At 55.2% G+C, this 12,306-nt stretch carries 15 protein-coding genes; 2 read left to right on the top strand and 13 right to left on the bottom strand.

Annotated elements, in window-relative coordinates:
- The 9 genes from G9X48_RS17960 to fkpA all read right to left on the bottom strand — a co-directional run.
- The coding region (locus G9X48_RS17960) for a GTP-binding protein (protein WP_227514874.1) at positions 1–166 on the bottom strand (166 nt) is incomplete at its 3' end.
- A 67-nt stretch (positions 167–233) separates the two neighbouring features.
- Entirely contained in the window at positions 234–2,348 is a 2,115-nt protein-coding gene (fusA, locus tag G9X48_RS17955; protein WP_004386616.1) for an elongation factor G, read from the bottom strand.
- Between the two features lie 94 nt (positions 2,349–2,442).
- A complete protein-coding gene (rpsG, locus tag G9X48_RS17950; protein ID WP_001138042.1) occupies positions 2,443–2,913 on the bottom strand; it encodes a 30S ribosomal protein S7 in 471 nt (156 codons plus the stop codon).
- A 96-nt stretch (positions 2,914–3,009) separates the two neighbouring features.
- Positions 3,010–3,384 carry a 30S ribosomal protein S12 gene (rpsL, locus tag G9X48_RS17945; protein WP_000246815.1) on the bottom strand — a complete coding sequence of 125 codons (375 nt, stop codon included), beginning with the start codon at positions 3,382–3,384 and terminating at the stop codon, positions 3,010–3,012.
- Between the two features lie 126 nt (positions 3,385–3,510).
- Positions 3,511–3,798: a sulfurtransferase complex subunit TusB gene (tusB, locus tag G9X48_RS17940; RefSeq protein WP_007871517.1), complete on the bottom strand. Its 288-nt coding sequence runs from the start codon at positions 3,796–3,798 to the stop codon at positions 3,511–3,513.
- An 8-nt stretch (positions 3,799–3,806) separates the two neighbouring features.
- Positions 3,807–4,166, bottom strand: a complete 360-nt coding sequence (gene tusC, locus G9X48_RS17935; protein WP_038878861.1) for a sulfurtransferase complex subunit TusC — start codon at positions 4,164–4,166, stop codon at positions 3,807–3,809.
- Positions 4,166–4,552, bottom strand: a complete 387-nt coding sequence (gene tusD, locus G9X48_RS17930) for a sulfurtransferase complex subunit TusD (protein WP_007871518.1) — start codon at positions 4,550–4,552, stop codon at positions 4,166–4,168. The genes tusC and tusD overlap by 1 nt, the downstream gene beginning before the upstream one ends.
- Positions 4,552–5,274 carry a transcriptional regulator gene (locus tag G9X48_RS17925; RefSeq protein WP_004386612.1) on the bottom strand — a complete coding sequence of 241 codons (723 nt, stop codon included), beginning with the start codon at positions 5,272–5,274 and terminating at the stop codon, positions 4,552–4,554. The genes tusD and G9X48_RS17925 overlap by 1 nt, the downstream gene beginning before the upstream one ends.
- 175 nt (positions 5,275–5,449) lie before the next feature.
- Positions 5,450–6,277: an FKBP-type peptidyl-prolyl cis-trans isomerase gene (gene fkpA / locus G9X48_RS17920; protein ID WP_004386611.1), complete on the bottom strand. Its 828-nt coding sequence runs from the start codon at positions 6,275–6,277 to the stop codon at positions 5,450–5,452.
- Positions 6,278–6,489: 212 nt separating this feature from the next.
- Here fkpA and G9X48_RS17915 point away from each other — a divergent pair, with 212 nt between their 5' ends.
- Positions 6,490–6,708 (top strand): SlyX family protein, encoded by a 219-nt coding sequence (locus tag G9X48_RS17915; RefSeq protein ID WP_007778724.1) that lies wholly within the window; start codon positions 6,490–6,492, stop codon positions 6,706–6,708.
- 55 nt (positions 6,709–6,763) lie between these two features.
- Here the strand turns inward: G9X48_RS17915 and slyD are convergent, their stop codons facing one another.
- The 4 genes from slyD to kefG form a co-directional block, all read right to left on the bottom strand.
- Positions 6,764–7,348: a peptidylprolyl isomerase gene (gene slyD, locus G9X48_RS17910; RefSeq protein WP_004386609.1), complete on the bottom strand. Its 585-nt coding sequence runs from the start codon at positions 7,346–7,348 to the stop codon at positions 6,764–6,766.
- A gap of 94 nt (positions 7,349–7,442) precedes the next feature.
- Positions 7,443–7,643: a YheV family putative zinc ribbon protein gene (locus tag G9X48_RS17905; RefSeq protein WP_004386608.1), complete on the bottom strand. Its 201-nt coding sequence runs from the start codon at positions 7,641–7,643 to the stop codon at positions 7,443–7,445.
- 11 nt (positions 7,644–7,654) lie between these two features.
- Entirely contained in the window at positions 7,655–9,460 is a 1,806-nt protein-coding gene (kefB, locus tag G9X48_RS17900; protein WP_004386607.1) for a glutathione-regulated potassium-efflux system protein KefB, read from the bottom strand.
- The gene (kefG, locus tag G9X48_RS17895; RefSeq protein ID WP_004386606.1) at positions 9,460–10,011 is read right to left on the bottom strand and encodes a glutathione-regulated potassium-efflux system ancillary protein KefG; all 552 of its coding nucleotides are present in this window, start codon (positions 10,009–10,011) and stop codon (positions 9,460–9,462) included. The genes kefB and kefG overlap by 1 nt, the downstream gene beginning before the upstream one ends.
- A 126-nt stretch (positions 10,012–10,137) precedes the next feature.
- Here kefG and G9X48_RS17890 point away from each other — a divergent pair, with 126 nt between their 5' ends.
- Positions 10,138–12,048, top strand: a complete 1,911-nt coding sequence (locus tag G9X48_RS17890; protein ID WP_007899711.1) for an ABC transporter ATP-binding protein — start codon at positions 10,138–10,140, stop codon at positions 12,046–12,048.
- Positions 12,049–12,306 lie beyond the last annotated feature (258 nt).

Raw genomic sequence — 12,306 nt, 5'->3', positions numbered from 1 at the left:
CTTCCGGCGCGTTATCGATCTGGTCGAATGCACGAGCAGAACCACCGTAGGTTTTCGCCAGAACGGTAGTGATGGCAGCGGTCAGCGTTGTTTTACCATGGTCAACGTGGCCGATAGTACCGACGTTGACGTGCGGTTTTGTACGTTCAAATTTTTCTTTAGACACGGCTATATTCCTTACTATAGTGCCCCCTCGCCGAGAGGGCACGGGACTTTGGTTTTAACCCTAAGGCTTATTTGCCACGGGCTTCGATAACGGCCTGAGCAACGTTGTTCGGCGCATCATCATACTTCAGGAATTCCATAGTATATGATGCACGACCTTTGGTCAGAGAACGCAGCTGAGTTGCATATCCGAACATTTCAGACAGCGGAACTTCAGCGTGGATCTTAACGCCAGTTACTTCGGATTCCTGACCACGCAGCATACCGCGACGACGGCTCAAGTCACCGATAACGTCACCAGTGTTCTCTTCCGGAGTTTCTACTTCAACCTTCATGATCGGCTCAAGCAGAACTGGTTTTGCTTTCTTAAAGCCTTCTTTAAAGGCGATAGAAGCTGCCAGTTTAAACGCCAGTTCAGAGGAGTCAACGTCGTGGTAAGAACCGAAGTGCAGACGGATACCGATGTCTACTACCGGGTAACCTGCCAGCGGACCAGACTTCAGCTGCTCCTGGATGCCTTTATCAACGGCCGGGATGTATTCGCCAGGAATCACACCACCTTTAATGTCGTTGATGAACTCGTAACCTTTCGGGTTAGAGCCCGGCTCCAGCGGGTACATGTCGATCACAACGTGACCGTACTGACCGCGACCACCAGACTGCTTAGCATGTTTACCTTCGATGTCGGTAACTTTGCTGCGAATCGCTTCGCGGTAAGCAACCTGAGGTTTACCTACGTTAGCTTCAACGTTGAACTCACGCTTCATACGGTCAACGATGATGTCGAGGTGCAGCTCACCCATACCAGCGATGATGGTCTGGTTAGATTCTTCGTCAGTCCATACGCGGAAAGACGGGTCTTCTTTAGCCAGACGGCCCAGAGCCAGACCCATTTTTTCCTGGTCAGCTTTGGTTTTCGGTTCAACCGCGATAGAGATTACCGGCTCTGGGAACTCCATGCGCTCCAGAATGATCGGATGATCCGGGTTACACAGGGTGTCACCAGTGGTCACGTCTTTCAGACCGATAGCAGCCGCGATGTCGCCTGCACGAACTTCTTTGATCTCTTCACGTTTGTTAGCGTGCATCTGAACGATACGACCGAAACGCTCACGTGCGGATTTCACGGAGTTCAGGATGGTATCACCAGAGTTAACCACACCAGAGTACACGCGGAAGAACGTCAGGTTACCAACGAACGGGTCGGTAGCGATTTTGAACGCCAGTGCAGAGAACGGCTCTTCATCGCTAGCGTGACGCTCAGCCGGAGTATCTTTACCGTCGTCCAGGATACCGTTGATCGCAGGTACGTCAACCGGGGATGGCAGGTAATCAATTACCGCATCCAGCATCGCCTGTACACCTTTGTTTTTGAACGCAGAACCACAGGTTACCAGGATGATTTCGTTGTTCAGAACGCGCTGACGCAGAGCTTTTTTGATCTCTTCTTCAGTCAGTTCTTCACCACCCAGGTATTTCTCCATCAGCTCTTCAGAAGCTTCAGCTGCGGACTCGATCAGGTTCTGGTGCCATTCGTCAGCCAGGTCCTGCATGTCAGCCGGGATATCTTCGTATTCGAAGGTTACGCCCTGGTCTGCATCGTTCCAGTTGATGGCTTTCATTTTCACCAGGTCAACAACACCGGTGAAACCTTCTTCAGCACCAATCGCCAGCTGCAGCGGAACCGGGTTCGCGCCCAGACGGGTTTTGATCTGACCAACAACTTTCAGGAAGTTCGCGCCCATGCGGTCCATTTTGTTAACGAACGCAATACGCGGAACTTTGTATTTGTTAGCCTGACGCCATACGGTTTCAGACTGCGGCTGAACACCACCAACTGCGCAGTAAACCATTACCGCACCGTCAAGGACACGCATGGAACGTTCTACTTCGATGGTGAAGTCAACGTGCCCCGGGGTGTCGATGATGTTGATACGGTGCGGTTCATACTGCTTAGCCATACCAGACCAGAATGCGGTAGTCGCAGCGGAGGTAATGGTAATACCACGCTCCTGCTCCTGTTCCATCCAGTCCATAGTTGCGGCGCCGTCATGAACTTCACCGATTTTGTGGTTTACACCGGTGTAGAACAGAATACGTTCGGTAGTAGTGGTTTTACCGGCGTCGATGTGCGCACTGATACCGATGTTACGGTAGCGTGCAATAGGTGTTGTACGAGCCATTTGATTCCTCTATTGCCTTAGGCGTTCAGGATAAGTTACCCAGAGCGGGCGGCTTACCTGAAGCGCCCGTCTGGTGACTAACATGCCGCAGGGATTACCAGCGGTAGTGTGCGAACGCCTTGTTGGCTTCTGCCATACGGTGAACGTCTTCACGTTTCTTAACTGCAGTACCTTTGTTGTCTGCAGCATCAGAAAGTTCGTTCGCCAGGCGCAGAGCCATGGATTTATCACCGCGTTTACGAGCAGCTTCAACGATCCAACGCATTGCCAGAGCATTGCGGCGAACCGGACGGACTTCAACCGGAACCTGGTAGGTAGAACCACCAACGCGGCGAGACTTAACTTCTACAGTCGGGCGCACGTTTTCGAGAGCGACTTCGAAAGCTTCCAGTTCAGATTTACCAGAGCGCTGAGCCAGGGTCTCCAGCGCGCTGTATACGATTGATTCTGCAGTAGATTTTTTACCATCTACCATCAGGATATTGACAAATTTAGCCAGCAGTTCTGATCCGAACTTCGGATCCGGCAGAATTTTACGCTGACCAATGACGCGACGACGTGGCATGGAAATACTCCGTTGTTAATTCAGGATTGTCCAAAACTCTACGAGTTTAGTTTGACATTAAAGTTAAAACGTTTGGCCTTACTTAACGGAGAACCATTAAGCCTTAGGACGCTTCACGCCATACTTGGAGCGAGCCTGCTTACGGTCTTTAACGCCGGAGCAGTCAAGCGCGCCACGCACGGTGTGGTAACGAACACCCGGGAGGTCTTTAACACGACCGCCACGGATCAGGATCACGGAGTGCTCCTGCAGGTTGTGACCTTCACCACCGATGTAGGAAGTCACTTCAAAACCGTTAGTCAGACGAACACGACATACTTTACGCAGTGCGGAGTTCGGTTTTTTCGGAGTGGTGGTATATACGCGAGTACATACACCACGTTTTTGCGGGCAAGCTTCCAGCGCCGGCACGTTGCTCTTAGCAACTTTGCGAGCGCGAGGTTTGCGAACCAGCTGGTTAACTGTTGCCATTAAATAGCTCCTGGTTTTATAGCTTTTGCTTCGTAAACACGTAATAAATCGCCCTCATATAATATGAGGACGCGGAATTTTAGGGCTGTGCTTTAAGGGTGTCAAGAAATATACAGCGTTTGCACGTTACCAGGCCATCTGGCTTGCGTGTTTTACGGTAAGGTTGACGAACTCAGTATAGCTAATCGTATCGATGCTGCTCGAAATTTGAGCGGCAAGTCCGCGAGCTTCCACATCGTTTTCTAAGGCGACAACCCGGGCGGGCGACGCCAGCAGCGCGGCGAGATAGCGGCTGTCGTGAAGCGCGGCGACCACGCCGTTTTGCATCAGAAGAATGTTATCGCCCGAACGCACAAGGCGCAGCAGCGCGTGAATATCCACCTGCCAGGGCGAGCGAGAAAGCGTATACAACATGGCGTTCCTTAAAATGTCAGCACGACGTCGTAATCATCGAGGCGTTCGCGCAGCGCTGCGGCGTCCAGCGCCTCGACATCAATCACAAAGGCGTGTTCTTCACTAAGCCCGCGCTCCTGCAGCGATTCCCGACAGATATAGCAGCGCTCAATATCGTACAACGGCAGAACTTTAAACGTAGAGATATAATCGCGGCTCAGGACCGCCTGTGGATGCTGACCTGGCAGAATCTGAAAAACGCCGTCGCTCAGAAAAAAGACGCCAATCTTTTCCGTTAACGCAGACATCGCCAGCAGCGCGTCGAGCCCTTCGCGGCCCGCCGAGGTGCCATGCGGTGCCTGGGTAAAGACAAAAGCCACCTGTTTCATTAAAACTCTACCACTCTGTCGCAGGTCAGCGCGGCTTCGGCCAGCGCGCCCAGGCCGCTCAGTTGAAAGCCGGGCTGAAGGTTCGCACCAGGCAGCCCCTGCGCTCGCGCTTCATTTTCATCCGTCACGCCGCGACGCAGCGCAGCCGCCACGCAGATATGCAGCGCGACGCCGTTTTCATCGTGCAACTGTTGCCAGGCACGCACCAGATCGAACTCGTCGCTTGCGGGCGACGTGAACTGGTTCGCATTATAGACCCCTTCCCGATAAAAAAAGACGCTCTCAAGGCTGTGGCCTTCTGCCAGCAACGCTTTCGCAAACTGCAAGGCGCTGCTCGCCTGTTGCGTGCCATAGGCCGGGCCGGTCACCATCAGGGCAAAGCGCATTAACGTTCATGCCCCTGAAAATCACCGTTCTTAAACTGACGGATATACAGATAAACCGTGTGTTTGGAGATATTCAGCCGGTCGGCCACCTGATTAATAGCGTCTTTAATATCAAAAATGCCTTTCTCGTAAAGGTTAAGGACAATCTGCCGGTTCTTGGCGTTGTTCGAGACATTGCGATCCGCGTTCACCTCTTCAATGGTGAACTCCAGCGTCTGGGTCACAAGATCTTCCACGGACGAGGCAAAGTTTACGGAAGACGGCACTTCCTGCGTTTCCGGCGGTACAAAGGTGCTCATAATCTGGGAGAACGGCACATCCAGGTTCATGTTAATGCACAGCAGACCGATCACACGATGTTCCCGGTTACGAATAGCGATAGTCACCGATTTCATCAGAACACCGCTTTTCGCGCGGGTGAAATAGCACTTTGAGACGCTACTGTCAGCGCCGGTCATATCGTGCAGCATACGCAGTGCCAGATCGGTAATCGGCGAGCCGATTTTGCGTCCTGTGTGTTCGCCGTTAGCGATACGGATAGCCGAGCATTTCAGATCCTGCAGGGAATGCAGCACAATTTCACAGTGGGAGCCGATGAGCATCGCTAACCCGTCCACGACCGCTTCGTAGGAACGCAAAATATCAAAGTCGGTCTGTTCGAAGGGACGCTGATCCAGCAGATCGAGTTCGCTGGCCTCATTGGTTAATAGCGAATTGGACATGAAAACATACCACCCTTTACAGCGAGCCTGTCGTCTCTCAAGGTCTGGGCAGACTCATCATTCAGTTGTTACGTAACTCGCTAAAGTAATACAGCGGGCGCAACACTAGCCAGCTTTTATTATACGTGGCACGGATAAAAAAAACCGCCGCCCGGAGGCGGCGGTCTGCGAAGCGTTACTTCGCTTTGGCAGCGTCGTCGGCTTTATCGCCCGCGGCGGCCTTCGGTGCGGCGTCTGCTTTCGCCGCCGGATTGATATCCAGCAGTTCTACGTCAAACACCAGGGTGGAGTTAGCCGGAATACCCGGAACGCCGTTTTTGCCGTAAGCCAGCTCAGGCGGGATGACCAGCTTGATTTTGCCGCCTTTCTTAATGTTTTTCAGGCCTTCGGTCCAGCCCGGGATCACACCGTCAAGACGGAAAGAGAGCGGCTCGCCACGCTTGTAAGAGTTGTCGAACTCCTGGCCGTCGATAAGCGTGCCTTTGTAGTTAACCACAACGGTGTCGCTCTCTTTCGGCGCAGCGCCGGTACCTTCTTTCTCAACTTTATACAGCAGGCCGGTAGAAGAGGTCTTCACGCCCTTCTCTTTGGCGAATTTGTCACGGAAGGCTTTGCCTTTCGCTTCGTTTTCAGTCGCGTCTTTCTCGACTTTCGCCTGAGCGGCGCCTTTTACGCGAGTTTCAAAAGCCTGCAGAGTCTGCTCGATTTCCTGGTCAGAGAGTTTGCTCTTATCAGCAAACGCATCCTGGACACCGGCGATCAGCTGGTTTTTATCCAGTTTGATGCCCAGTTTTTCCTGCTCTTTCAGGGAGTTTTCCATGTAACGGCCCAGTGATGCACCCAGAGCGTAAGCCGATTTCTGATCGTCGTTCTGGAATGCAGCTTTGCTGTCAGCGGCAGCAGGCGTCTGCTGCTGTGCGGCTGGCGCAGCAAAAGTCAGAGGCGCGTTGAACGCCACAGCCATCGTGGTCGCCAGCAGCGTTACTTTAAACAGTGATTTCATCCATTATCTCCAGGGTTGGGGCCTCTCACCCCAGGGTTATCTTAAAAACGAAAGTCGTACTATAAAACGTCGCAGCGGAAATCAACATAACCACTTTTCCGTTTCGGGCGTTATTTCAGACTTAATTTGTTTAAATAAGTTTCTTTCTGTTGAAGCAACCCGGCAGAATCCGGAAAAGTTGCGTAGAATCGCGACGCAAAGGGGGAAACATCATGCACAACGAATCGACTGAACATCGTATCGCTGAACTGGAGAGCCGGCTGGCGTTTCAGGAAACCACTATTGAAGACTTAAACGCCGCCATCACAAAGCATGAGCTGGAGCTCGCGAAGATGCGCGAACAGCTCAAAATTATGGTGGAGAAAATCAAAGCCTCGCAGCCGTCAATGATCGCATCGCAGGCAGAAGAAACGCCGCCGCCGCATTACTGACGGGTAAATCGCGGGCAGTAAAAAGGGGCGCCGGAGCGCCCCTTTTTTATCAGGCTTAGTGGCAACCGCAGCCGCCGTTACCGCAACCGCCTTTACCGTGCTCGTGGTCGTGGCTATGGCCGTGACCGCCGCAGCAACCGTCATGGTCGTGATCGTGGTCATGATGATGGCCGTTCGCGCCGTGAACGTGGCCGTGAGCCAGTTCTTCTTCGGTCGCTTCGCGGATAGCAACGACTTCCACGTTGAAGTTCAGGTTCTGGCCCGCCAGCATGTGGTTGCCGTCAACCACAACGTGGTCGTCGCCCACTTCGGTAATTTCTACCGGTACCGGGCCCTGATCGGTTTCCGCCAGGAAGCGCATGCCAACCTGCAGCTCGTCAACGCCCATGAAGACGTCTTTCGGTACGCGCTGTACCAGGTTTTCATCGTACTGGCCGTAAGCGTCGTTAGCGCCTACGTTCACATCGAATTTATCGCCAACGTCATGGCCTTCCAGCGCTGCTTCCAGGCCGGAAATCAGGGAGCCGTGACCATGCAGGTAGTCCAGCGGCGCACTCACCGGAGACTCATCAACCAATACACCGTCTTCTGTACGTACCTGATAGGCCAGGCTGACCACCAGGTCTTTTGCTACTTTCATGATATCTCCTGAGTGAGGAAAAAAGACTGGCGCCGATTGTAGCCCAAATCGACGCCTGTGTACCCTTTAGCTTAAAGAAACCTGGGGCATCTCGCTAGTCGGGATGAAAAATCCCTATGACTTGCTCATCTTTGCGAACCTTCTCGCGAACTTCTTTGTCCGCCTCGCGCATCTGATGCCCGCACTTTACGCACTCGACAATATCGACCTGATTTTCACGCCACATGGCGAGAGAATCCTGCGCCTGGCATTTCGGGCAGACGGCCCCGGCAATAAAACGTTTACGCACAGCCATAGGTTCACCTTCTATTCAAATTCGTCCCAGCCATCGAGCTGGCGTCGTTCCTGCTGCATCTCACGGTGGAAAATCTCCTCCAGCTCGCGACGCGCCTCGCGGACACGGGAAATTTGCGCGTTATCGGTATGTACCGGCATCAGTTCGCGCAGCATCCGCATATCAAGACGGCGGAAATGGAGCTGTGCGCGCTGCGCCTGATGTGGATGCATGCCTAGCGAAATCAGCGTTTTACGGCCAAGCTCCAGCGCGCTGGAGAACGTCTCGCGCGAAAACTGCTTCACGCCGGCCTGCAAAAGCTCGTGCGCCTCAACGCGCCCGCGCGCCCGCGCCAGGATCTCCATCTGCGGAAAGTGCTGCTGGCAGAGATGCACGATGCGCATCGTATCTTCCGGATCGTTACAGGTGACGACAATAGACTGCGCCGATTCGGCCCCGGCGGCGCGCAACAGCTCAAGCTCGGTGGCGTCGCCATAGTAAACCTTATAGCCATATTTTCGCATCAGGTTGACCGCGCTGATGTCGCGCTCCAGCACCGTAATACGCATTTTGTTGGCCATCAGCAGGCGGCCAATCACCTGCCCGAAACGCCCGAAGCCGACGATAATCACCTGCGGTTTATCATCTTCCACGTAGGGCATTTCAGCGTCTTCATCCGGTACGTTAAAGTGGCGCGCCAGCAGCCGGTCGATGCCTTTCATCACCAGCGGCGTGGTCATCATCGAGAGCGTTACCGTCACCAGCAGCAGCGCCATCTGGTCATTGTGGAAAAGCTTCTGCGACGAGGCGCTGGAGAAGAGCACAAACGCGAACTCCCCGCCCTGGCTCAGCACGCCCGCGAACGGCAGCCTCTCGGTGCGCCGTAGCCCCTGAAAACGCCCGAGACCATACAGCACCGCCATTTTGACGCTCACCAGCACCACCACGCTCATCACGACCCACAAAATATGGGTATAGAGAACGCCCAGGTTCAGCGCCATGCCGACGGAGATAAAAAACAGCCCCAGCAGCAGGCCTTTGAACGGCTCGATGGCGATTTCCAGTTCGTGGCGATATTCGCTCTCGGCCAGCAGAATGCCCGCGATAAACGTGCCGAGCGCCATGGAAAGCCCAAGCAAATCCATAAACAGCGCGGAGCCCAGCACCAGTAGCAGCGCGGCGGCGGTAAACACCTCGCGCACGCCGGAACCGGCAATAAACCGAAACACCGGACGCAGCAGATAACGCCCGCCCACCAGCATGACGGCAAACGCGAGCACTTTCATGCCGATTTTCAGCCAGTCCGGGTGTTCATCACCGTTGCCCGCCAGCAGGGGCACCATCGCCAGCGCCGGGATCACCGCGAGATCCTGAAACAGCAGCACGGAGAATCCTAGCTGGCCGCCTTCGGTGCGGTTCATGCCTTTATCGCGCATCAGCTGCAACGCCATCGCGGTAGACGACATCGCAAGGCCGATACCGCCTACCACGGCTGCCTGCCACGCGAAATCAGTGAGCATCAGCAGCCCCGCCAGCACCACGGCGCTTAACAACACCTGGGCTGCACCAATGCCGAAAATAGAGCGCCGCAGTTTCCAGAGTTTTGACGGGTTCAGCTCAAGCCCTATCAGGAACATCAGAAACACAACGCCGAGTTCTGAAAAGTGCAGGATCTCGTCGACGTCGCTGATAAAGCCAAGCCCCCACGGGCCGATGGCAATTCCCGCCAGCAAGTAGCCGAGTACCGCGCCGATCCCCAGGCGCGCCGCGATCGGCACCGCCACCACCGCGGCGAAAAGAAACAGAATGCCTGCCAGCAGCAGATCCGAACCTTCCATCAAAAGCCTCCCGGCGTTAACGGGTCCGCCAGCCAGCGTTCATACGCGCGGCCATGAGACGCCAGTTCGGAAAGCGACTGACGCCGCGCCCAGTAAATAATCAGCGGTGTCATCCAGTGCATACGGCACATGGCGGCGGTCAGCTCGAAAGGCCGCAGGATGTCGCTCAGGGCGTAGCGGTTAAACCCGTCCGGGCGATAGGCCGTCTCCGGCTCGCCGGTCGTAATGACGCAGCGCCAGTATTTGCCGGCAAGCTGATTGCCGCCCACGCCGCTCGCGAAACCGCGGCTTAACACGCGGTCGAACCACTCTTTTAGCAGCGCCGGACAGCTATAGGTATAAAGCGGGAACTGAAAAACAATCACATCGTGATCGCGCAGCAACGCCTGCTCATGGCTGATATCAATAAAGAAATCGGGATAGTGGGCATAGAGGTCATGCACCGTGACATTAGGTAATTGCAGAGCCGGCTTAAGCAAAACCCGGTTGGCCACCGAGTCCTGAGATTCCGGATGGGCATACAGCAGCAAAACTTTCGCTGTCTGTGACATCATTCCCCTCCAGGGCGTCGTCATTGTTACTATTTTGGGCTACCATGGCGGCCCCACGCGGTGCCCAAAGCATCACGTTACATGAATATAATGACAATTTAACATAGTCTGAATCTACGGCGCCTTATGATTGTTTTCTCCTCGTTACAAATTCGTCGCGGCACCCGCGTGCTGCTGGACAACGCCACCGCCACGATCAATCCGGGCCAGAAAGTGGGCCTGGTCGGCAAAAACGGCTGTGGCAAATCCACGCTCCTGTCGCTTCTGAAAAACGAGATAAGCGCCGACGGCGGGAGCTTCACCTTTCCCGGCACCTGGCAGCTCGCCTGGGTAAATCAGGAAACGCCCGCGCTCGCGCAGCCCGCGATGGAGTATGTGATTGACGGTGACCGCGAATACCGCGCTTTTGAGCGTGAACTGAACGACGCCACCGAGCGCAACGACGGTCACGCCATCGCCGCGGCCCACGGCAAGCTGGACGCCATCGACGCCTGGACCATTCGCTCGCGCGCCGCGAGCCTTCTGCACGGGCTGGGCTTCAGCAATGAACAGCTGACGCGCCCGGTGAGCGATTTCTCCGGCGGCTGGCGCATGCGTCTTAACCTCGCGCAGGCGCTGATTTGCCGCTCCGATCTGCTGCTGCTTGACGAACCGACCAACCACCTCGATCTCGACGCGGTCATCTGGCTGGAGAAATGGCTGAAAAGCTATAACGGCACGCTGATTCTCATCTCGCACGACCGCGATTTCCTGGATCCGGTAGTCGACAAAATCATTCATATCGAACAGCAAAATATGTTCGAGTACACCGGCAACTACAGCTCGTTCGAGCGCCAGCGCGCCACGCGTCTTGCCCAGCAGCAGGCAACGTATGAAAGCCAGCAGCAGCGCGTCGCGCATCTGCAAAGCTTTATCGACCGCTTTAAAGCGAAAGCGTCTAAGGCGAAGCAGGCGCAGAGCCGCATTAAAATGCTGGAGCGCATGGAGCTGATTGCGCCTGCCCACGTGGATAACCCATTCCACTTCAGCTTCCGCGCGCCGGAGAGCCTGCCTAATCCCCTGCTGAAAATGGAAAAAGTCAGCGCCGGTTATGGCGAACGCATCATTCTGAACTCTATCAAACTCAACCTGGTGCCTGGCTCGCGCATCGGTCTGCTGGGGCGCAACGGCGCAGGCAAATCGACGCTCATCAAACTGCTGGCGGGCGAACTTGCGCCAGTCAGCGGTGACATTGGGCTTGCCAAAGGCATCAAGCTTGGTTACTTCGCGCAGCATCAGCTGGAGTTTTTACGCGCCGACGAATCGCCGTTGCAGCATCTGGCGCGCATCGCCCCGCGTGAAACCGAACAGCAGCTGCGCGACTATCTCGGCGGCTTCGGCTTCCAGGGCGATAAAGTCACGGAAGTTACCGAGCGGTTCTCCGGCGGCGAGAAAGCGCGTCTGGTGCTGGCGCTGATCGTCTGGCAGCGCCCTAATCTATTGCTGCTCGATGAACCGACCAACCACCTGGATCTCGACATGCGCCAGGCGCTGACCGACGCGCTGATAGAATTCGAAGGCGCGCTGGTCGTGGTCTCGCACGACCGCCACCTGATCCGCTCCACCACCGACGATCTCTATCTGGTGCACGACGGCAAAGTCGAACCGTTCGACGGCGATCTGGACGATTATCAGCAATGGCTCAGCGACGTGCAGAAGCAGGAGAGCCAGAGCGACGACGCCAGCCGCGAGAAAGAAAACGGCAACAGCGCGCAGGCGCGTAAAGATCAGAAGCGCCGCGAGGCGGAGCTGCGCACCCAGACGCAACCGCTGCGTAAAGAGATAACGCGTCTGGAAAAGGAGATGGAAAAGCTCAACGCCACGCTTGCAAGCGTCGAGGAGAAACTCGCCGACAGCGCCATTTACGATCCGGCTCGCAAAGCGGAGATGAATGAGTGTCTGCAAACGCAGGCGAAGACCAAAGCTGCGCTGGAAGAGTGCGAAATGGCCTGGCTGGACGCCCAGGAATCGCTGGAGCAGATGTTAAATCAGCCATAACCTCCCGCGCTGGCAGCCCGCCTGCCAGCGTGGCAAGGGCTGCGTCGGGCGCAGACAAAACTTGTAAACCCGGCGCAGCGGGCCGTCTTTGATTACGCGTTATACCGCCCTGAGACGCACATTCAGAAATATGCCAATTGCATACGGCAATTAATACCCTTTCAAAACCGTTGAAACAAAGATCATCTTTGCTTACTCTCCAGGCATTCTGCACACAGGCAACGCGTATTATGCAGCGCGGTTATCCCTTAGCCCGTC

This window comes from Cronobacter sp. HA18006, assembly GCF_011605445.1.
Lineage (GTDB): Bacteria > Pseudomonadota > Gammaproteobacteria > Enterobacterales > Enterobacteriaceae > Cronobacter > Cronobacter sakazakii.
The sequence above is the reverse complement of the archived record's forward strand: the minus strand, read 5'-3'. Positions and strand labels throughout refer to the sequence as shown.

Bases quoted from the DNA above. Each gene is read 5' to 3' on its own strand.
- fusA (WP_004386616.1), bottom strand. From the start codon at position 2,348: ATGGCTCGTACAACACCTATTGCACGCTACCGTAACATCGGTATCAGT.
- kefG (WP_004386606.1), bottom strand. From the start codon at position 10,011: ATGTCACAGACAGCGAAAGTTTTGCTGCTGTATGCCCATCCGGAATCT.
- kefB (WP_004386607.1), bottom strand. From the start codon at position 9,460: ATGGAAGGTTCGGATCTGCTGCTGGCAGGCATTCTGTTTCTTTTCGCC.
- G9X48_RS17915 (WP_007778724.1), top strand. From the start codon at position 6,490: ATGCACAACGAATCGACTGAACATCGTATCGCTGAACTGGAGAGCCGG.
- G9X48_RS17890 (WP_007899711.1), top strand. From the start codon at position 10,138: ATGATTGTTTTCTCCTCGTTACAAATTCGTCGCGGCACCCGCGTGCTG.
- G9X48_RS17925 (WP_004386612.1), bottom strand. From the start codon at position 5,274: ATGTCCAATTCGCTATTAACCAATGAGGCCAGCGAACTCGATCTGCTG.
- tusC (WP_038878861.1), bottom strand. From the start codon at position 4,166: ATGAAACAGGTGGCTTTTGTCTTTACCCAGGCACCGCATGGCACCTCG.
- rpsG (WP_001138042.1), bottom strand. From the start codon at position 2,913: ATGCCACGTCGTCGCGTCATTGGTCAGCGTAAAATTCTGCCGGATCCG.
- slyD (WP_004386609.1), bottom strand. From the start codon at position 7,348: ATGAAAGTAGCAAAAGACCTGGTGGTCAGCCTGGCCTATCAGGTACGT.
- tusD (WP_007871518.1), bottom strand. From the start codon at position 4,552: ATGCGCTTTGCCCTGATGGTGACCGGCCCGGCCTATGGCACGCAACAG.
- rpsL (WP_000246815.1), bottom strand. From the start codon at position 3,384: ATGGCAACAGTTAACCAGCTGGTTCGCAAACCTCGCGCTCGCAAAGTT.
- fkpA (WP_004386611.1), bottom strand. From the start codon at position 6,277: ATGAAATCACTGTTTAAAGTAACGCTGCTGGCGACCACGATGGCTGTG.
- G9X48_RS17905 (WP_004386608.1), bottom strand. From the start codon at position 7,643: ATGGCTGTGCGTAAACGTTTTATTGCCGGGGCCGTCTGCCCGAAATGC.
- tusB (WP_007871517.1), bottom strand. From the start codon at position 3,798: ATGTTGTATACGCTTTCTCGCTCGCCCTGGCAGGTGGATATTCACGCG.